Origin of the sequence: Streptomyces gamaensis, assembly GCF_042656465.1 — a bacterium.
GTDB classification, from domain to species: Bacteria; Actinomycetota; Actinomycetes; order Streptomycetales; family Streptomycetaceae; genus Streptomyces; species Streptomyces gamaensis.
Map to the genome: position 1 here is coordinate 106,433 of NZ_JBHSPB010000013.1, position 19,441 is coordinate 125,873.

20 protein-coding genes and 1 tRNA gene are annotated in these 19,441 nt (G+C 69.7%); 8 read left to right on the forward strand and 13 right to left on the reverse strand.

What is annotated here, in order from left to right:
• Positions 1-86 precede the first annotated feature (86 nt).
• Complete coding sequence (locus ACFP1Z_RS21535) at positions 87-806, reverse strand: TetR/AcrR family transcriptional regulator (protein ID WP_390318435.1); 720 nt, start codon at positions 804-806, stop codon at positions 87-89.
• Positions 807-1,261: 455 nt separating this feature from the next.
• The gene (locus tag ACFP1Z_RS21540) at positions 1,262-1,462 is read right to left on the reverse strand and encodes a DUF397 domain-containing protein (RefSeq protein ID WP_390318436.1); all 201 of its coding nucleotides are present in this window, start codon (positions 1,460-1,462) and stop codon (positions 1,262-1,264) included.
• Positions 1,463-2,010: 548 nt separating this feature from the next.
• Here ACFP1Z_RS21540 and ACFP1Z_RS21545 point away from each other — a divergent pair.
• Positions 2,011-3,831 (forward strand): FG-GAP-like repeat-containing protein, encoded by a 1,821-nt coding sequence (locus ACFP1Z_RS21545; RefSeq protein WP_390318438.1) that lies wholly within the window; start codon positions 2,011-2,013, stop codon positions 3,829-3,831.
• Positions 3,832-3,881: 50 nt separating this feature from the next.
• On the opposite strand, the gene ACFP1Z_RS21550 is transcribed toward ACFP1Z_RS21545, so the two are convergent.
• Entirely contained in the window at positions 3,882-4,319 is a 438-nt protein-coding gene (locus ACFP1Z_RS21550; RefSeq protein ID WP_390318439.1) for a YybH family protein, read from the reverse strand.
• Between the two features lie 22 nt (positions 4,320-4,341).
• Positions 4,342-5,124 (reverse strand): alpha/beta fold hydrolase, encoded by a 783-nt coding sequence (locus tag ACFP1Z_RS21555; RefSeq protein WP_390318441.1) that lies wholly within the window; start codon positions 5,122-5,124, stop codon positions 4,342-4,344.
• 225 nt (positions 5,125-5,349) lie between these two features.
• On the opposite strand from ACFP1Z_RS21555, the gene ACFP1Z_RS21560 reads away from it, so the two are divergent.
• From ACFP1Z_RS21560 to ACFP1Z_RS21570, 3 genes are all read left to right on the forward strand, one after another.
• Positions 5,350-6,306 (forward strand): AraC-like ligand-binding domain-containing protein, encoded by a 957-nt coding sequence (locus ACFP1Z_RS21560; protein WP_390318443.1) that lies wholly within the window; start codon positions 5,350-5,352, stop codon positions 6,304-6,306.
• Positions 6,307-6,648: 342 nt separating this feature from the next.
• Complete coding sequence (locus ACFP1Z_RS21565) at positions 6,649-7,422, forward strand: C2 family cysteine protease (RefSeq protein ID WP_390318445.1); 774 nt, start codon at positions 6,649-6,651, stop codon at positions 7,420-7,422.
• Between the two features lie 199 nt (positions 7,423-7,621).
• Entirely contained in the window at positions 7,622-8,815 is a 1,194-nt protein-coding gene (locus ACFP1Z_RS21570) for a hypothetical protein (RefSeq protein WP_390318447.1), read from the forward strand.
• Between the two features lie 66 nt (positions 8,816-8,881).
• On the opposite strand, the gene ACFP1Z_RS21575 is transcribed toward ACFP1Z_RS21570, so the two are convergent.
• From ACFP1Z_RS21575 to ACFP1Z_RS21600, 6 genes are all read right to left on the reverse strand, one after another.
• Positions 8,882-10,690: an ABC transporter ATP-binding protein gene (locus ACFP1Z_RS21575; protein ID WP_390318449.1), complete on the reverse strand. Its 1,809-nt coding sequence runs from the start codon at positions 10,688-10,690 to the stop codon at positions 8,882-8,884.
• 3 nt (positions 10,691-10,693) lie between these two features.
• Positions 10,694-11,110 (reverse strand): lasso peptide biosynthesis B2 protein, encoded by a 417-nt coding sequence (locus ACFP1Z_RS21580; protein ID WP_390318451.1) that lies wholly within the window; start codon positions 11,108-11,110, stop codon positions 10,694-10,696.
• A gap of 43 nt (positions 11,111-11,153) precedes the next feature.
• Positions 11,154-11,411: a lasso peptide biosynthesis PqqD family chaperone gene (locus tag ACFP1Z_RS21585; RefSeq protein ID WP_390318453.1), complete on the reverse strand. Its 258-nt coding sequence runs from the start codon at positions 11,409-11,411 to the stop codon at positions 11,154-11,156.
• 3 nt (positions 11,412-11,414) lie between these two features.
• Positions 11,415-13,265 carry a lasso peptide isopeptide bond-forming cyclase gene (locus ACFP1Z_RS21590; RefSeq protein ID WP_390318455.1) on the reverse strand — a complete coding sequence of 617 codons (1,851 nt, stop codon included), beginning with the start codon at positions 13,263-13,265 and terminating at the stop codon, positions 11,415-11,417.
• A gap of 143 nt (positions 13,266-13,408) precedes the next feature.
• Positions 13,409-13,516 (reverse strand): keywimysin-related RiPP, encoded by a 108-nt coding sequence (locus ACFP1Z_RS21595; RefSeq protein ID WP_390318457.1) that lies wholly within the window; start codon positions 13,514-13,516, stop codon positions 13,409-13,411.
• 483 nt (positions 13,517-13,999) lie between these two features.
• Positions 14,000-15,082: a MarR family transcriptional regulator gene (locus ACFP1Z_RS21600; RefSeq protein WP_390318459.1), complete on the reverse strand. Its 1,083-nt coding sequence runs from the start codon at positions 15,080-15,082 to the stop codon at positions 14,000-14,002.
• A gap of 499 nt (positions 15,083-15,581) precedes the next feature.
• On the opposite strand from ACFP1Z_RS21600, the gene ACFP1Z_RS21605 reads away from it, so the two are divergent.
• Positions 15,582-16,088, forward strand: coding sequence for a VOC family protein (locus tag ACFP1Z_RS21605; RefSeq protein WP_390318461.1), 507 nt, complete (start codon positions 15,582-15,584; stop codon positions 16,086-16,088).
• Positions 16,089-16,132: 44 nt separating this feature from the next.
• Here ACFP1Z_RS21605 and ACFP1Z_RS21610 read toward each other — a convergent pair whose 3' ends face one another.
• Positions 16,133-16,672, reverse strand: a complete 540-nt coding sequence (locus ACFP1Z_RS21610) for a CbrC family protein (protein WP_390318462.1) — start codon at positions 16,670-16,672, stop codon at positions 16,133-16,135.
• Between the two features lie 39 nt (positions 16,673-16,711).
• On the reverse strand, positions 16,712-17,272 hold the full coding sequence (locus ACFP1Z_RS21615; protein ID WP_390318464.1) for a Uma2 family endonuclease: 561 nt from the start codon (positions 17,270-17,272) through the stop codon (positions 16,712-16,714).
• Between the two features lie 188 nt (positions 17,273-17,460).
• Between ACFP1Z_RS21615 and ACFP1Z_RS21620 the strand changes: the two genes are divergently transcribed.
• Positions 17,461-17,784 (forward strand): hypothetical protein, encoded by a 324-nt coding sequence (locus ACFP1Z_RS21620; protein ID WP_390318466.1) that lies wholly within the window; start codon positions 17,461-17,463, stop codon positions 17,782-17,784.
• Complete coding sequence (locus ACFP1Z_RS21625; protein WP_390318468.1) at positions 17,781-18,038, forward strand: hypothetical protein; 258 nt, start codon at positions 17,781-17,783, stop codon at positions 18,036-18,038. The genes ACFP1Z_RS21620 and ACFP1Z_RS21625 overlap by 4 nt, the downstream gene beginning before the upstream one ends.
• Before the next feature lie 186 nt (positions 18,039-18,224).
• Here ACFP1Z_RS21625 and ACFP1Z_RS21630 read toward each other — a convergent pair.
• Positions 18,225-18,296, reverse strand: a tRNA-Cys gene (locus ACFP1Z_RS21630).
• A gap of 188 nt (positions 18,297-18,484) precedes the next feature.
• Here ACFP1Z_RS21630 and ACFP1Z_RS21635 point away from each other — a divergent pair.
• Complete coding sequence (locus ACFP1Z_RS21635) at positions 18,485-19,390, forward strand: LysR family transcriptional regulator (protein ID WP_390318470.1); 906 nt, start codon at positions 18,485-18,487, stop codon at positions 19,388-19,390.
• The last annotated feature ends 51 nt before the right edge of the window (positions 19,391-19,441 follow it).

The window sequence follows — 19,441 nt, forward strand, 5'->3', positions numbered from 1 at the left end:
AGCAGTTCGATCAATGGATCGATGGGGGCTCGGGAACGTAGATGAGCGACCTCGGCTGATCCTGCCGCTGTGGCTACGATGAGTAGTCAACCTGTTTGGCACTCGCGAGTGGTCCTGTCGACCACATCGACGACGACTCGATGGACGGCCAGGAGCTCTTCCTTCTCCAACCTGGGCCACCCGAGGCCGTGAACCATCGAGGCCATGACCAGCAACCGCTCCTCCAGGCCCTCCTCTTCGGCCCAGCGGAAACGCCGGGGCAACAGGTGCATCGTCGCGTACCCGAAGATGAAGGCCCGCAAGGCATCGACCGCCACAGCGGTCGGTACGCCGGGATTGCTGTATGCCCCGTCAGCGACCGTGCGCTGGACGGCGAAGCCGACTACCTGAGCCATCTGGGATTCGACCAGGTCGCGCCGCTCCATCCGCCCCTGGGATGCCATCCGGCAGATCGCATCCGTGCGTGCGGAGATGCTGCACTCGAAGAGCACCGGGGCGACCACGGCATGGCGCAGGTACGCGAAGGCCATGCCGTAGACCGACTTCACTCCGTCCCATGGCAGATCCGCGATGGCCTGGAAGTAGCGCAACTGGCGCCGCGCACTCTCGGCCGAGAGCTCGATGAGCAGGTCTTCGCGGCAGGTGAAGTGGTTGTACACCGTCCCCTTCGAGTAGCCGGCCTCCTGGGCGAGCTTCGCCAGTGTCAGGTTGTGGAAGCCCTCCTTGCTGACCATGTCCAGGGCCAGCCGCACCAGCGCCTGGTCACGCTCAGCAACTTCCCGCGCTTTCCTTTGAGTGGTTCGCATGGGTCGCATTATGGACGACCGCTGGTCGGATAACGACTAGTGGTCAAGGATTGACGCCATCCGCTCGGGCAGGATTAGTGATGCGGGTCACGTCCCCTGTCGGGCCCCGCTGGTGCGTCCAGCCCCGGATACGTGGCCGGACGGCAGCGAGGTCGCGCGGGCGAGAAGTGGAGTCGATGGTGGGACCGGAGCCGGGTTGTTGGGCGTGATCCGCTGTGATGACGAGGTAGGAGGTGATCCCTTACCGCCGTGCCTGTCGTCGATGGGACAGGGCCCTGAAGGCAGCGCCTCCAGAGTCCCGCCTGGGTGGCCTCGGGGGCATGGCCCCGGCTGTGACGGGAAGCCACGGTGTCGTATCCAATTTCCAGCGTTCTCTCGCTGGGCGGCCAGAACAGGCCGATCGATCCCACCGCCAGGCTGCTGTCACGCGATGATCAGACGGTGACCTCGGGCGGTCAGGCGAGGCTGTCGAATTCGCCTGCGACAGCGCTGTCGATGAAGGCTCGGAGCTTGGCCTGAGTGGTTCGGATGACCACATCCGGGTCGTCGCTCTCCCGGATGAGGATCTCGTCCCCCAACGCCGCGACCTCAAGGCAATTCCCCTGGGAGTCAGTCGACTTCGAGGACTTTCGCCACTGAACTTTCGCTGTTCCCATGCTTCATGCACCTTCAGACTTCTGGTTCTAACTGCACGACAGCGACGGTGAGATGGCCCTGTGACCGGGCGGCAGCCGTACCACGGGCGGTCGGCGCGTGTACGGCGGTGACCCGTGGACGGCCGCATCGTCCGTCCGCCGTGATGACTGTGACGACCCAGACGTTGGCGGATCGCCCGGGGCGCAGCCGGATCGGCCACCGGGTCGGCGCGCTCAACCTCTGCCGAATGTCCTGGGGTGAGTGCCCGAGGGCGCACTCAGCCCACTACCCCAAGAGAGGAGTCCGAGGGCAAGCCGCCCCGTCGCCGGATTGCGAAGATCCTTCCCGCTACTGCCACCTGCTGACGTAGTGATAAGTTCACCGACAGTTGTCTTTATCTCGCCATTATGCGCGGTTCAGCCGTTGAGTGAGCCTTGGGGGGCGCCTTGGTGATACGTCGCGCGACCACCTTTCTGGTCGCTGCCGTCAGAGCTGCCCCCGTCATCCCGGGTATCCGCACTCTCGGCTTCGCCGTTGCCTGAACTCTGATCTCAACGGAAAGAAACACATGCTTGCCAGACGTTCGCGCGTCGCGCTGCTCCAAGGGCTCGTCGCCTCCGGAGTCGCAGCCGGTCTGCTGACCGCCACTCCCGCCCAGGCTGTGGTCGGCACTGCCACCAAGGACGCCTCGTACGCGTTCACCGCCAAGCTCGACATCGGTAATGGTCACCGCAGTTGTTCCGCCGCACTGGTCGATCAGCAGTGGTTGGTCACAGCGGCCAGTTGCTTCGCCGAGAATCCGGCTCAGCCCCTCAACGTCGCTGCCGGTGCACCCAAGTGGAAGACCACGGCCACCATCGGCCGTCTCGACCTCGCCCAGGAAACCGGCAGCAAGGCGGAGGTGGTGGAACTCGTCCCGCGCGAGGACCGCGATCTGGTGCTGGCGAGGCTTTCCCAGCCGGTCACCGGGATCACCCCGGTCGGCATAGCCACCGGCAAGCCCACGCCGGGCGAGGAACTGCGGGTGACCGGCTACGGGCGTACCAAGGACGAGTGGGTCCCCGACCGCCTGCACGACGCCACTTTCACCATCGGCTCGGTGGACGCCGCCTCGCTCGGCCTGACCGGCAAGTCCCCTGGTGCGGCGATCTGCCAGGGTGATGCCGGGGGTCCGGCCTTCCGGGAAACCGGCGGGCGTTTCGAATTGGCTGCCGTTCACAGCCTTGCCTGGCACGGCGGTTGCTTTGGCGAGGAGGAGTCCCGGAACAACGCGGTCGAGACCCGTGTCGACGATGTCAACTACTGGATGCGTCAGGTCATTTCCCGGTCCGCCGTGGTCAAGGGCGCCAATAAGCTGACCGTCTCCGGTGACTTCGACGGCGACGGCCGCGCCGACACCGCCGCTCTGTACGGCTACGACGACGGTTCGGTAGCACTCTTCACCTTCCGTTCCAAGCCCGACGGCGGCTTCGAGGAGCCCGTCAAGTCGTGGAGCACCAAGCCCGGGCAGTGGACGTTCAAGAATGTCAAGCAGCTGGTCGCGGGTGATTTCAACGGTGACGGTCGTGCCGATCTGGCCACCATGTACGGGTACGACGACGGCTCGGTAGCCCTGTTCACTTTCCTCTCCGAGCCCGACGGAACCTTCCGCAAGGAGCCCGTCAAGTCCTGGAGCACCAAGCCCGGGCAGTGGACGTTCAAGAGCGTCAAGCAGCTGGTCGTGGGTGATTTCAACGGTGATGGCCGCGCCGATCTGGCCACCATGTACGGGTACGACGACAACTCGGCAGCTCTGTTCACTTTCCTCTCCGAACCGGACGGCACCTTCCGCAAGGAAACCAAGTCCTGGACCGGCAAGCCCGGACAGTGGGACGTGAACAACATCCAGATCGTCGCCGGCGACTTCGACGGCAACGGCCGCGCGGACGTCGCCGCCTTGTACGGCTACGACGATGCCCGCGCCGCTCTGTTCACGTTCCTCTCCGCGCCCGACGGAACCTTCGGCAAGGAGACCATGTCCTGGAACGCCCCCGCCAACAGCTGGTGGGGACGCAACATGAAGGTCGTCGCCGGCGACTTCGACGGTAATGGCCGCGCGGACATCGGTGCCATGTACGGCTATGGCGACGGCTCGACGGCCCTGTTCACCTTCCGGTCCACGGCCGACGGCGGCTTCGAAACCCCGGTCAAGTCCTGGACCGCCAAGCCTGACGAGTGGAACCCCAACAACGCCCAGCTCCTCGCCGGCGACTACGACGGCAACGGGCGTGCGGACATGGCGGCCTTCTACAGCTACGGCAACGTCGGCTCGGCTCTCTTCACCTTCGCGTCCGAGCCCGGTGGCGGTTTCCGGGCACCGGGCCGGTCCTGGAGCGTTTCCGTCGGCTAGTCACGCCCAGAGCCGAGGAAAGCCGGCACCACCACTCATCGGCCGCCGACTCACGTCGGCGGCCGGTGTGCGACAGACCGAAAGGGCGCTCCGTCTGCTTCGTCCACGGGCTCGGTGCCGGCCGGGTTGAGGATGGTGAAGCGCCAGGTGCCGTCGGTGCTGCGGCGTGCCACGTTCGTGGTGGTGCCGGACGCGGTGACGCGGTTGCCGTCCGGCGCCGTCGTCTGCATGTTCCAGTCGACGATCACCAAGGCGGTGCCGTCGCCGACGAGGACATGGCGGGTGGTGTTGGTGATGCGGGGGCCGGCGGCGATCGTCTGCTCGACTTCCTTCCGCAGCGCGGCGCTGCCGCTGATCACCTCACCGGTGACGGTGCGCATCGTCGCGTTCTCCGTGTACAGCGCCAGGACTTGGTCGGCAGCGTGGGCATTGAGCGCGTTCTGGAAGGCGAGAGGCAGCAGTGCGGGGTCAGTGGGTGGTGGCGTCATGGTGCGGTTCCTCCCGTACGGCTCAGGCGTGGTGGCGAAGGAAGGCGGTCAACGGACCGTTGACCTGGTCGGGGTGGGTCAGGCTGGGTGTGTGTCCCGCGCCCGGTACCACGGTCAGGTCCGTGGCGCCGGGCAGGCGTTCGCGGAGCATCTGCCCCAGCGGCAGGGGGACCGGCTGGTCGGCCTCGCCGTGCACGATCAGGGCCGGCTGAGTGATCTCGCCGAGGCGGGTGGAGACGTCGTCGACGCCCATGAGTACGGCCACCGCGTCGGACAGTCGCTCCCGAGGCTGCTCGTGCCATGCGTGGAGCCAGTCCGCGTGGATCCCGGGTCTGCCGAGCAGCATGTCGAGAAGGAGCGGGGCCACCGCGTCCGGGCCGTCGCCGCGGAAGCCTTCGCTGATACCTCTCATCTGGGCCAGGGCCTCCGGCGGCCAGGCCACCGCCGCGCTGTCGATCAGGGCCAGGGCCCCGACCCGTTCGGGCGCGCGCAGAGCGGCGCGCAGCGACAGGAATCCGCCCTGGGAGTGACCGGCCAGTGCTGCCCGCTCGATGCCGAGGTGGTCGAGCAGGCCCAGGAGGTCGTCGGCGGAGTCCCAGTACGTGTGCAGGGCGCCGTCGTCCCGGGTACGGCCGTGCAGACGCTCGTCCCACACCACGCAGCGGAACTCACCGCGCAACGCCGCTACTTGGGGCGCCCACATGCGGTGGTTCATGAGGTTGCCGTGACTGAAGACGACCACCGGGCCGTCGCCCCCGGTGTCCTCGAAGTACAGTTGCTGACCATTGACTGACGCGAAAGGCATGCGTTGTCTCCCATCGGGACGGACGGCTCGTCGAACGCCTCCACAGTGCCCGGTGCGGGCGTGGCCGGTTTGTCCTCAGGCGCACGCCCGCTTGTCGGTACGCGCACGGGAATCCGCCGGCGGCCCGCCGCATTCCTCATGAGGCGAAAGTGAAGCAACCGTGATCAGCCCTATGACGCGGACGCGGACGTGGACGCGGACGCGGACAGAGATGAATGGGCAGCCATGACCGTCCTGTTGCGGACGCAGGACCACGCGTCCGCGGACCGGCGCGCCTTCTGGCAGGACGTCGTGTGCGACAGCTTCGTGCCGGTCCACGTCGAGCCGCTTCAGGACGAGCCGTTCCGCGGAGAGATCAGGGCCGATCGTCTCGGTGCCGTCCAGATCTGCGAGGTATCGGCCGATCCGAGCCGCGTCGACCGGACGCCACGGCTGATCGCCCGCTCGGATGCCGAGTACCTCCTCGTGGGCGTGGTGCAGCGCGGCAGCGCGGTGGTCCGCCAGGACGGCCGCGAAACGGTGCTGGGTCCCGGGGACATCGCCTGTTACGACACCACCCGGCCTTACACCCTCGTGTGCCGTGCGGACTTCTCGATGCTGGAGTTCATGCTTCCGCATCGCCTGGCCCACCTGGACAGCAGCCGGACCGGCGAGCTGACGGCGACCCGCTTTTCCGCGACCGAAGGCGTCGGTGCCCTGGTCTCTCCGTTCCTCACCCGCCTGGCCGGACGCTCCCGCGAGTACGCGGACAGCGCGGAGGGCCTCTCCCGGACCACCGGTGATCTGCTCGCCACGATGTTCGCCGAACGACGGCCACGCCCGGGCGACGACCGGCAGGCGGTGCGCCGCACCACGCTCCTGCGCGTCCGCGCATACATCGACCAGAACCTGGCCGACCCCGGTCTCTCCCCGGAGCAGATCGCGAAGGCGCACCATGTGTCACTGCGCTACCTGCAAAAACTCTTCTCCGAGGAGCAGACGACGATCACGGCCTGGATCAGGCAGCGTCGGCTGGAGGGCTGTCGACGTGACCTGGCCGGCCCGTACGCGGCCGACCGCACGGTGGCTTCGACAGCGGCCCGGTGGGGGTTCATGGACCCGGCTCACTTCAGCCGTGCCTTCAAGGCGGCCCACGGCCTGAGCCCCAGCGACTACCGGGCCGTCCACGGCGCCGGACGCTGAACGGTCACTCTGCCCCGGGGCTCATGGAAGAGGCAGTGCGGCGCTGGGGGCCCTGAAAGCGACGCCTCCAGGGCCCGGAGGACGAGGCGCTTGGTGATCACGTCGGCGTAGGCGGGCGGCTTTCGTGCCGGCGCGGCGGTAGTGGCTGCTCCCCGGCGGGGGCAACGCGTTTTCGGGCTTGATCAGACACCTCTGATCAGAGCGCCGATTCCGGTCAGGTCAACCTTTGCCCCCCACAGTCGACCAGCGCCGACAGTCACGCCATGGCAGCCGTACCTAGGCTCGCTCCTGGGTGACGTCGCTGCCACACGTGCCCTGACACCGGGAGAGGGACCCTGCCTGATGCTGAGCGCGCTGAAGAGAACAGAGCCGTCCGCCGCCGCCCCGCAACGCAGGCCGTCCGTACGGGAGTCGAGGGCCGAACGGGAGCGTACGGCCGGCGGGGTGCAGCTCACCACATGGGACCTCAGCCAACTCACCCTGTGGAGCCGGACCGGCTATCCGCGGCCCGACGACGTCCGGCAGGGCGAGGTCGGCGACTGCGTCTACCTCGCCACCCTGGCGGCCCTGGCGTACGTCGACCCCGCGTCGTTGGAGAACCGGATCAAGCCGCTGCCCAACGGCCGTTACAAGGTGAGGCTCGACCGGACGGTCGAGGTGGGTCCCCTTGTCCACGCCCGCCCCGCCTGCCCCACGGGTCTGTACGCCGACGGCCGTACCTCGTCCTGGGTGGCGCTCATGGAGAAGGCCCTGGCGAAGCGGAAGTCCCCGTTGCTCGGGGCACCCAGCTACGAGGCCCTCGACGGCTGCAAGAAGGTCTCGACGGCTCTCAAGCTGCTCGGATACGGCATCGAGTGCGAGGGTGACGCGGGGGACGAGCCGCTGGAGGGTGCCCTGGACGAGGCGATGTCGGGGCTGGACCAGCGCAGGGTCGTCATAGCGGGCCTCGACATGGGCGAGGAGGAGGACCAGCACGCCTTCGCCGTCCTCGGCTACGACGCCGACACCATCCGGCTGTACGACCCGCACGGGCGGCACGAGACCCTGAGCCACGACGAGTTCAGCGAGCGCGTCCGGTGCCTGTGTGTTTCCGGGGAGCTTTCGTCCAGGAAGTGATGAGTCCGGCTCCCCCGCTCGATCGCTGCGCGGCCCCGACAAAAACCGCTGGCGTGTACAACCTTGCCGCGGGCATCCTGGTCGTACCCACCGGCATCAGCCGTCGCATCGGCATCTGTCGCATCGAATCAGGAGCAGGAGCATCTCCATCAAGCGCAAGGGCTCGGCCGCCGTCGGCTGTGTGGCCCTGATTACCACCGTGTCCGTCGCCTGTGGCCCGATCGAGAAGATCAGCGCGGGCGCGAAGGTCCAGCAGGGGTTCGAGAAACTGGGTGAGCGCAAGGCGCTCACCGCGGAGTTCCGGATCGCGGCGAGCGAGGATCAGATCTGGTCCGCGCTGAAGGACTCCAAGGGCTTTGAGCGCGACTACGCCAAGATCATGGCCGGTATGAGGGTCTCCGCGTGGGTGGACTCCGACAAGCCGGTCCGGGAAGTCCTCAAGTCGCCGGAGGCCAACACCTATGTTCCGGGCGGATACGCGCTCGCCCTGGACGGCGGGGAACCCGTCATGGACATCCGGTCCGACGGCAGGACGATGTACCAGCGCATGGACTTCAAGCGCATCGCCGGAATGACGGCGAAGGGCCGCGAGGGTCTTGAGCAGGGACTGGGCGAGCTGGAGAAGATGCCGTCCCCGTTCAAGGAAATGATGAGCGGGCAGTGGCTGGCCTACGACATCAAGGACTTCGAGGAGTTCACGAAGAACAAGCCCGGCTTCGGCGGCCCCGGCGGCGGTCCCGCCGCCCGGCTCGACGTCCAGGACCAGAAGAAGATCCTGGACGCCTTCAAGAAGGCCCTCGTCGACAACGCCGACCTCAAGGACGCCGGCAGCAAGGGCGGTGCCGACCATGTGACGGCCATCGTGCCCGCGAAGAAGGCCGTGCAGGACCTGGCCGAGGGGCTGAAGCCGCTCGCGGAGAAGAACCCGTCCTTCCCTCCCGTGCCCGATGACGTCACGGACGTTCCCGAGAAGGACATCAAGTTCGACATCGCCATCAAGGGCGGCGTCGTCCGTGAACTGACGCTGGACCTCGCCCAGTTCGCCAAGGACGGCAAGAAGCCGAATGGCGAGCTGCCGCTGTCCATCAGCTTCAAGGGCGAGGCCCCCGCGTTCAAGGCGCCCTCCGGCGCCAAGAAGATCAAGCCGCAGGACGTGGAACGGGCCGTCGGCGACCTGCAGTCCGCCAAGCTGGGCGAGGCCGGTACGGGCAAGGGCTCGCCCTCGGCCGGAAGCAAGGGCTCGGCCCCGGGCGGTCACAGCTCCGCCGAGATCGAGCGGCAGCTGGAGAAGATGCGCAAGATGGAGCGGGAACACCCCTCCGCGGACATGAAGAAGCTCCGGGAGAACCTGGAAGAGCTGCGCGACCTGCAACACGGTACGGAAGCGCTGTAACCACCCTTCCGGGGGCGCCGCCGAGACGGACGCGGCGCCGGGTGAAGCGGCCCGGCCCTCGCCGGCTCACGTGAGCAACTGCGTCCGGGCCAGCGACGCGTACAGCTCGTCGCGGGCCATCAGCTCCCCGTGGGAGCCGATGGCCCGCACCCGTCCCGCTTCCATCACCACGATCCGGTCCGCCGTCGTCACGGTGGACAGGCGATGGGCGATCACCAGGACCGTCACCTCCCGGGCGGCGGCGGCGACCGTCGTGCGGAGCGCCGCCTCGTTCGCCGCGTCCAGCTGCGAGGTGGCCTCGTCCAGCAGCAGCAGGCCGGGGCGCCGGAGCAACGCGCGGGCGATGGCGACGCGTTGGCGTTCGCCGCCGGAGAGGCGGCTGCCGCGGTGGCCGACTGTCGTGTCGAGCCCGTCGGGCAGCCGGGCGGTCACCTCGTCCAGGCGGGTCAGGCGCAGGACCTTCGCGATGTCCGCGTCGGACGAACCGGCCGTGCCGAACGTCAGGTTGTCGCGCAGGGTGCCCGACAGGACGGGGGCGTCCTGCTCCACGTAGCCGATGCGGGCCCGCAGCCGGGCCAGGGGCCAGTGCCGTATGTCCTTCCCGTCCAGCAGGACGCGTCCCGAACAGGGCTCGTAGAAGCGCTCGATGAGGGACAGGAGCGTGGTCTTGCCCGCGCCGGACGGGCCGACGAAGGCGGTGAGTCCGCGTGCGGGGACGTCGAAGGAGACCCGGTGGTGGGTGGGGTGCGCCCCGGGCCTGGGGTAGGTGAAGCAGACCTGCCGGAAGCTGACGGCGACGGGCGGTCGCGGTTCCCCGTCCCGGGCGCCCCGTTCGCCCTCCACCTCTTCGGCCCCGACTTCGGACTCGCCCTCTTCGACCTCCAGCCGTTCCGCGTCCGCGATCCGGCCGGCCGCCGCCGACGCCACCTGGAACTGGCCCACTCCCTCAACGACTTGGCCGACCCGCGGGGCGAGCGCGAAGAGGTAGAGCAGGAAGGCGACGAGCGTGGAGACGCCGATGGCCCCGGACGCGACCCGGGCGCCGCCCAGTCCCAGCACCACGAGGAAGCAGACCTGGAGCACCACCGCCGTCGCCGTCGCCGACACCGACTCCCACGCGGCGGCCCGCACCCCGGTGCGGCGGGCCTCCTCGGCCGCCCGCCGGAGGGCCTCGGTCTCCTGGCGCTCGGCGCCGGACGCCTTGACCGTGCGGAAGGCGCCCAACGCGCGTTCCAGTGTGGAACCGAGGCGGCCCACCGCCTCCTGCGTGGTGCGGGTGGCCCGGCCGATGCGGGGGGAGACGACCGCGACGAGGACGCCGACGAAGGCGACGACGGCCAGGGTGGCGCACAGCAGAACGGGGTCGAGGAGCCCCATCATGGTGACGGTCGCCGCCGTCACCAGCGTGCCGTTGACGGCGGCGGTCACGGCGAGCGGCGCGGTCCGGCGCAGCAGTGTCGTGTCGGACGTGAGCCGGGCGATCAGGTCGCCCGGCTCGGTGCTCTCGACCACGGGGACCCGCAGCCGCAGCAGGCGGTGGGCCAGTCGGCAGCGGGCGTCGCGGACGGTGGACTCCGCCGAGCACTGCAGGACGTAGTACCCCAGCCCCGCGAGCACGGCCCCGGCGACGACCAGCAGGCTGAGGAGGGCGACGGGTCCGGCGGCCGGGTGTCCCCGGCCCATGTCGTCCACCACGCGCTTGGCCGCGAGGGGTTGGGCCAGGCCCAGGACGCTGCCGGTCAGGCCCACGGCGAGGCCCGCGGCCAGGCGGCCGGACTGCGGGCGCAGGTGCCGGAGCAGGGCCCGGTGTCCCGGGCGGGCGGAGGTGTCCACCGACTGCGTGCCCGTGGCCTCGGCGGGGGCTGCGACGGTCATCGCTCACTCCACACCGAAGAACCGCTGGAAGTAGCCGGCCGCCGCGCCCTCGCCGACGAGGACGCCGTCGGCCTCCACCCAGGCGTGCGCGGCGAACGGCGGCCGGGTGCGTACGCCCACGCACCAGGTGGCCCACCGGCCGTCCCAGCGGCACAGCAGCACGGTGGCCAGGGACCGGGTCAGACAGCCCTTCTGCCCGCCGGCGGCGAGGCTCACGGCGAGCACCGTCTCCCGCGCGGCGCTCGCCTCGGCGAGGGTGGCGGGCCGGACGCCGCCGCGCAGCCGGGTGAGGACGGCCCGGATCCGGTGCGGAGGCAGTATCGCCAGCAGATGGGCGCCCGCGACGGCGAGCCGTGCCACGCAGCGGCGGCCGAGGGGAACGGAACGGGGGTCGTAGGGGAGCGCTTCCGATGACGACATGCGTGCCTCTCCGTTCGTGAACGGGCCGGGCCGGTCCGGGAGTTCAGAGGGAGACGAGGCCGGCGGAGCGCAGGCCGTCGAGGACGCGGCGGACGTCCTCGGCGGCCGTGTCCGGGTCCACGTCCTCGTAGCGCGCGGTCAGGAGCTCGGCGGCGCGCTCGGCGCCGTGCCCGTCGAGCAGGGCGCGCAGGACGAGCGCGGCGGTCGGGTTCAGCGTCCAGTACTCGGCGCTCTTCTGGTCGAGCAGGGCCATGCCGTACTCGGTCTCGGTCAGCAGGATGCCGGGCTTCAGCGCGAACACGGCTCACCCCGTTCCGTTCGTGGTGGCCGGGCGGGGCGTCATCTCCCGGGCGCGCAGCCACGCTTCGCAGGCGACCGTCGAGTGGAGCAGGCAGCTGCCGGTCTCGGCGGCGAGAGGGCGTCGGCACCAGTCGCGCAGTACGTCCTCGTCGACGAGGCCCAGCCGGGCGAGCCGGGAGTCCTCACACAGGGTCAGCAGGGCCCGGCGGTGGTCGCGCATTCCCGTCTCCTCCTCGAAAGTGGCGTTCACTTTGGTGGCGCGGGTGCGGCCCGTCTCGGGGACGACGCCCCGCATGGCCTCGACGATGAGCGGCTTGTACCGCCAGGGCGTGATGCGTTCCGAGGGGCGGACGGCGAGGGCGGCCTCGATGACGCGGGCGTCGTAGTAGGGGGCGGAGACGGTGATGCCGAGCGGGGCCGCCATCTGCCCGATGTGCCGGGTCCATTGGGAGATGCCGTCCATGGCGACGAGTTCGCGGTGCTCGCCGTGGTTCCTGCCGCGCGGCTGTACGGGCCCGTCGGCGCGCAGGAGTTCGCGGACCGCCGCGACGGCGTCGTCCGTGGCCCAGGGCGGCATGCGCGGAGGGATCGCCCAGTCGAGCAGGGGCTCGCCGGGGGCGGCCGGCGGTGCCGTGAGGTCGCGGGCGACCCGGTCGAGCCAGGCCCCGTAGGAGCGCCGGTCGAGCAGCTGGCGTAGCGTCGCCCGGTGCGGCCACCGGTACTTGGCGGCGTAGCCCCGGATGGCGCGGACGGCGGTGCGCGGGTGGGTGAGCAGCAGGGAGTGCAGACGGGCGGGTGTGCCGGCGAGGAGTTCGTCGCCGCCGAGACCGGTGAGGTGCAGCCGGGATCCTCGGGCCGCGGCCTGTTCCACGATGCCCATGCGGCGGTTGCGGGCGACGGTGATGACGCAGGGTGTGTCCAGGACGTCGGTGAGGGTGTCGACCCCGTCGAAGGTCAGGGCCACGTCGTGGGCCGGTACGACGTGGTGCTCGACGTTCTTCAGCGCCCGGACGGTGCGTTCGGCCCAGTACACGTCGTCGCCGGTCGTGTCGTGGACGGCGGCGGTGTAGGCGACGATCCGGGCTTCCCCGCGCGCTGCCGTGCAGCACACGGCCGTCGAGTCCAGGCCGCCCAGGTCCGTACTGACCAGGCTCTGCCCCCGGGTGCGGACCCCGACCGCCTCGGCGAGCGCGTCACGCAGGCGGACGGCGCCTTCGGCGAGGGGGAGGACCGGGTCGGGTGGCGACCACCAACGCGCCGTGCGGGCACGGCCGTTGGCGTGCAGGGTCAGGTGGTGACCGCCCGGGACGGCGCGCAGGTTCCGCCAGAGAGGCTCTCCCGTCCAGGGGTACGGCACGCCGATGGTGAGCAGCGCGAGTGCGACGCGGCCCGCGTCGAGTTCGGCGCCGGTCAGTTCGGCGAGGATGTCCGCCCGGTCGGCGGCCGCGCTCACCCGGCCGGCGGTGGTGTGGAAGAACCGGTGCAGGCCCACCGCGCAGCCCCGGACGCGGACGTCGCCGAAGCCGCTCGCCATGAGGTGGAAGCTGCCGGGCCAGTCGGCGGCGCGGTCCAGCGCGTCGAGGGAACGGGCGCGGGTGACGGCCGCGGCGGCCTGCTCGGCCTGGTGGTGCGTGACGGCGTGCTCGCCGGTCACCGCGAGGCGTGTGCCCCGGTGCTCGCCGGTCACCATGGCCTCCGGTGCCCAGCGCCCGATGATCCAGGGCCTTCCGGAGGCGTGCCGCAGGACCTGGTGGGCGTGGGGGTGTGCCGCGCGGCTGAGGGGGGCCGCCGCGTCGGTGTCGGGGAGGACGACGAACCAGGCGGGGACGGCCCGGAGGGACAGGGACTGCTCCATGGGTCTCGGCCTTCGGTCGACGGGGTGCGGACAGGGGACCGGGTGGCGGCTGGACGCCGTCACCCGGTCGACGGGCCGCCTCGGCGACGGCCCGGAGCGCACTGCCCGCAGGAATCAGGCGGGTGCGGGCCGCCCGCCCCGGATCAGAGGATCTGGTGTCCGGCGAGCACGTCCGGCGAGCCGGTGTTCTTGACGCCGGTCACCTTGCGGAAGCTGCCGGCCTTCGTGAGGGTGGGACGCTCGTACGTCATGGCGTTTCTCCTTTTGTCTCGCGGGGACAACGATCAACAGGCGCCTGTGCGACGGGTCTTGGGGATCCCTCTCGGAAACCCACGAGCGGCGGCCCGCGCAACACTCAAAGTAAGTAGGACAATCATATTTGGGCAATGAACATTCGGGGGTTGAGGAGTGTGTCGGACGCGCATTCCGGTATCTTCCGCCAGCGCGAAGAGATTTCCTCCGGGGTGCGCGTCATGCGAAATGCGCGGAGATTCGTTTCTCCCGGGGGCGGTGCGCGCGGGATCAGGGAGAACGGCGGGGAGATCGCCAAACATGAATGAACCCCCCTGCCGACGCGGACGGACCCCGATGACGGCTTTTTCCTGCAATGTCCTGGGAAGTCGGGAGGTTCACGGGATTTCGGCTGACGCGCCCTGAGGGCCCTCAAACCTGGGACGGTGGCGGCGCGTTCGAGGTTCCCGCGTCGCGGCGGGATGGGCGCGCAGGTCGCCGTCTCAGGGGTGGGCGCTGTGCTGTCGCTCCGCCTTGCGGTCGCGCATGTCGCGGCGGATTCTCGCGGCGTGGGTGTGGACGGTGTCGGCGGTGGTGGTGCCCCAGGGGGTGGGGGTGCCGTCGCCTCGGCAGGTGCGGCACAGGCCGTTGTGGAAGGCCTCGGGGGTGCCTGGGCGGGCGCAGTTGGTGCACTCGATGAGGCGGCGGCGTGCGGGCTGGGTCGCCGGTTCGGGTGAACGGGCCAGCAGGGGCGGGAGCTTGGCGGTGAGGCGGCGGCGGGCGAGGCCGAGGGGTGAGTGGACGCCGTCGTGGGGGAGTCCGCCGGTGATGGCGGCGATGAACTGCTGTTCAGAGACGTTGCGGGCGAACCACTCCTCTGCCAGGGGCTCCAGTTCGGCGCAGTCGGCGGCGGAGAGGCACATGCGGGGGTCGGCGAGGCCGAGTCCGGCGAGGGCGGTGTAGGCGCGGGAGGGGCGCTTGGGGGCGGGGGTGGGTCGCCCGTAGGGGTGAACGAGGGGCTGCGGGAGCGGCGCGGGCTGCGTCTTGGGCTGCGTCTTGGGCTCTGCCTCGGGCCGGGCCTTGAGCTGGGCCTTGAGCTCCGCCTTGAGCTCCGCCTTGAGCTCCGCCTTGAGCTCCGCCACGACGGGGGCGGCCCCGGCTTCCTCGACCTCGGCCTCCTCGGTCTCTTCGGCCTCCTCAGCCTCTTCGGCCACGAGTACCGGCGCGTCCTCGGCCCAGGAGCCCGCCGCCGCGCCGCCGTTGACGAAGGCGTCCCACCACGTCTGACTGCGCGGGATCCGGGACCAGAACGTGCGGGTCACCCACATCGTGCTGCCCTCGCAGAGGGGTCCCCGGTGCATGAACAGGTGCCCCTCGCCCTTGAGGTACCTGAGGGCGCTGCCGACGGCCATCTGCCCGTAACGGGTCGTCTGCGACAGCGCCTTGACGCCCATCGCGGCGCCCTCGGGGAGGCGGTCGATGTAGTGCGCCAAGTACGCCTCGCGCTTGGGCAGGTGCGCGTACGTGCCCGGGCGCAGCGGGGGCTGGTCGGGGACACAACGCTTGCCGAAGCCTGCGGGAGCCATGAGAACAGCGCTAAGCTTGGCGTCAACCATCGGATCGTCTCCGCTTCAGTCGATCTGGAAGGTCAGAGCCCCGTATTGGTGTCGCCTACACCAGCGGGGCTCGCTTCATTGCTGCGCACGTTACACGCCGCGCACGGGCGGTCACGCCGGATTGCCGGAAGTCAACTCTCCTGTGCTATACGCGCGTTGCGCGTGCATGGGTGCGTGTGCGCGCTCGCGTACGCGGGGGAGGGTGGGCGGGTGGGAATATATCTACCTCCCGTTCCTTGAAAAGAGTGCTCGAATCCCGGGTCTCTGGATACCGGGTCTCAGGTACCGGGTTCAAAACCGCAGGACGACGCCTCTGACGGGTTTCTGCCGGGCTGCCGCCCTTAACCCCCCGACCCGCTACCCGAGTTCCGGGCGTCACTCCCGGGAAGCGGCCCGCCCGGCGATACGATCCGTCTGCTCACCATCACTCACCACCACTCGATCGGGTGAGGGAGAAGGGAGAAAAGCCGTGACGATCCGCCGCGTCAACCACGTCACGCTGTCCGTCACCGACATCGACGCCTCCGTCGGCTTCTACCGGGACGTTCTCGGGCTGAAGGTCGTCGACAGCGTCCCGCGACCGGACGGCACACCACTGCTCGTCTTCCTCCGCTCGGCGGTGGATTCCGAGAATCACCATGATCTGGCGCTGCTCGCCGATGCGTCTCCCGCCGGGGGCGGGGACGCGAGCTCCGGACCGGGGCTCGCACACGTCGCGTTCGAGGTGGGCACACTCGACGAACTCGCCGCCGCGAAGACGCGCCTGGAGGCGGCGGGGGCCGTCAAGGAATGCCTCGACCAGGGCATGCACCTGTCGGTATACGCCACCGACCCGGACGGGATCGGCCTGGAGATCATCTGGCGGGTGCCGGCGGAGGACTGGTCGTACGGCACCGGCATCGAACGGGTGCCACTCGACCTGGAGAAGGCCCGGGCCAGGTGGGGTGGGGGGCGGGTGACGGGGGCGTCTGCCTGACGGCCCGCCCGGCGGGGTGCGCCGTACCGAGTTCGACCAGGCCCCTACGTGAAGTCCGAGTACGCGAGATGCGTCCCGCACACCCGGCACCGGAAGAGGTAGGCCGTGGGCTGGCCGTCCTTGTCGAGGGTGCTCAGGTGGTGGTCGACTTCTTCCGGTGACCAGCCCCAGTCGTGGGCTTCCTGGCGCAACATCTCGACGGCGTCGGGGTAGTTCGCGAGTTCCGGAGTTCCGACGGCGCCGAGGAAAGCGGCGCCGTCGCCGCAGTGGTAGAACCACTGGGGCACCTGCCACGCGTCATAGCCCGGCGTGCGGGTGTCGACCGCGAGGATCACGTCCACCGGTACGTGATCGCCGAGGCATCCCTCCGTGAACGAAGCCTTGTAGCGTTCCGCGGCGCTCCCGTCGGCTATGCACCAGGGACACAGCCGGTCGTCCAGCCCGTCGGCCTCGGAGTACACCGGGCCGGTATAGACATGGCCGCGCTGCTGCCCGCAGCACACGCATGTCACGTCGGAGGGGACGACGACACCCGTGGCCACGGGGTCGGGGTGGTACGGGAAGTCCGGGAGCGCTGTTGTCATGGTCCGGGACCGTAGCAGTGGGGTACGACAACCCCTCGCTCAGTAGGTGAAGAGGCCCGTGGTGTCCAGCTCCGCATCGAGGGGAGCGCCGAGCTGCACCGGGTCGCCGAACTTCGTCTCGACCTGGGACCGGTAACGGCCCTCGGCCGGCAGGGAGTAGAGAAGGCAACGGCCTTCGATGGGGTCGACGACCAGGTAGTACGGAACGCCTGCCAGGGCGTACTTGCCGACCTTGCGGCGGGTGTCGTTCTCCGGGTTCGACTCGGAGACGACCTCGGCCACGAGGATGAGCTCGTCCGCGGGGAATTCCTTGCGGTTGGCACCGCGGTGGGAGGGGTCGGCCACGGAGATGTCGGGGCGCAGGTAGGTCGTCCCGTGCCAGCCCGCCCAGACGGTGTTGACCTCCGTCATGACGCACCACTTCGCGAGCAGCTGGGCCCCGAGGGACATCACCATCTGGCCATGAGCGCCGGTGGCTCTGGTATCGATGCAGACCTCCCCGTCGATCATCTCGGCGTGCAAGTCCGGGAATGCCTTGTCGATCGCCTTGAAATTCCGCATTTCCCCGGCCGTCACCGGGCGCTCCAGTCGCGGTGTCATAGCGCCCCCTCTGGCCTTGGTCGTTCGCCGCGACGGCAGCGACGTGGGCCGACTGTCCCCTGGAAGCAACGGTCCCGCAGGGGATTCCGTGACGTTCATCCGATGAGGTGGTGGAGATGCCTGGATCAGACCGCCCCGGGCCCGGACATCGAGCACACTGGAGCCGTACCGTTCGAGGAGGCGACATCATGAGCGCACAGCCCGCAGAGGCGTACCCGACACGCTCTCCGTATCGGGTCGAGGCCGACGAGGGGCCACAGACGATCGCGGAGCTCAAGGCGGCGCTCGCCCCGTGGCCGGAGCAGCTGATGGCGTTCACCGCTCGGCTGGACACCGCCCCGTTCGGGCAGCTGCGCGACCTGATCGCCGAGTACCGGATGGTGTGGCTGTCGCTCGTCCACCCCGTCGTCCGGGCCGCCGCCGCGGCGTCGGCGGACGGTACGGCCACCACGTACTCCTCCGAGGACGTGTGGGCCGAGTACGACCCGAAGACGCTGGAGCCGCGCGCGTGACCTACCGTGTCGTCTACAGCGCGGATGCCCGCCGCGGCATCGGCACCTTAGCCCCTGACCAGCGGCGTGCCGTCCTCGAAGCGGAGCGGGGCCCGCTCGCGACCCGCCCGTACGACGTCGGCACCGAGCACGAGGGGCGCGGCCCCACCGCATTGCGCCGGTTGGTGCTCGACGCGGCACGGGTGTCGATCGGGTACCGGGTCTTCCCCGATCACGTCGAGGTGCAGGTCGTCTGGATCATCGGGCATCCGTAAGCCGTGGCCGGGATGGTCACAGACACACCCCGGCACGCCTCGGGAAGAGGGTCGCGTGGTCGTCGTGCGGACGGCGCCGGGTGTGTTGCGTGATCATGTTGCCGACGGTAGGCGGGGCGCCCGGGGCCCGGTATCCGTACGGGTACTCATGGGCTCCGGGGAGCTCACGAGTACCCGTACTCACAGAGGCCGTGACCGGAATCGAACCGGCGTAACTCGCTTTGCAGGCGAGTCCCTCAACCACTCGGGCACACGGCCGTGTTGCTGATGTGTTCGAGCTTAGGCGGCGGACCGCTCGTGGTTCAACGGTGCCGTTCCCGCTGCCATGTGACCGCAATGTCCTGTTCATGTGCTTGGGTTCGCGCCGGACGCGCCGGGCCCGATCTGATGCACTCCGGACCCCCACCCCTTTACCCGCTTACCCAAATTCCGCTTATGATTCCGAGGTGTTCGACTCCCGGCACATCAAGACCTTCCACACGGTGGTGACCGCCGGTTCGTACTCGGCCGCCGCCCGTGCGCTCGGCTACACCCAGCCCGCCGTCACCCAGCAGATGAAGGCGCTCGAACGGGCCGTGGGGACGCCGTTGTTCGTGCGGGTGGGGCGGCGGATGCGGCTGACCGAGGCGGGGGAGGCGATGGCGCGGCATGCCGAGGTGATTCTGGAGAGTCTGACGGCGGCTCAGCAGCAGATGAGTGCCATCACGCGGCTGCGCGCGGGGCGGGTGCGGGTGTGCGCGTTCCCCAGTGCGAGCGCGACGCTGCTGCCGGAGGCCGTGGCGCGGCTCGCGGCCGATCACCCGGGGGTGCGGGTGGAGTTGCTGGAGGGGGAGCCGCCGGACTCGTTGCGGCGGCTGTCGCGCGGGGAGTGCGACATCACGCTCGCCTTCACCTATCCCGGGCTGCACGAGCATATTCCGGATGAGATGGTCGAAATCCCCCTGCTTGAGGACCAGCTGACGATCCTGATGCCCATAGGGCATCCCCTCGCCCGGCGCCGTGCCGTCAAACTCGCCGACCTGGAGGGGGAACGCTGGATCGCCGGCTGTCTGCGCTGCCGCACCAACTTCCTGCACGAGTGCGCCGAGCAGGGATTCGCCCCCGACATCGCCTTCACCACCGACGACAATCTCGTCGTGCAGTCGCTCGTCGCCGAGGGGCTGGGCGTCGCGATGATGCCGGGGCTCGTGCTGTCGTTCCTGCGCCACGACAAGATCACGGGGCGGGCGCTCGACCCGGCCTCGCGGCGGCAGGTGTCGGCGTACGTGCTGCGCGAGCATCTGCGGATCCCCGCGACCGCCCTCGTCCTCGACGAGTTGAAGGCCGTCGCGGCGCGGCGGGTGGGGTGCTGAGGCCGTTCACGGTGCGCCGCGACTCGTACTCGCGGGTTTCGAACTCATCCA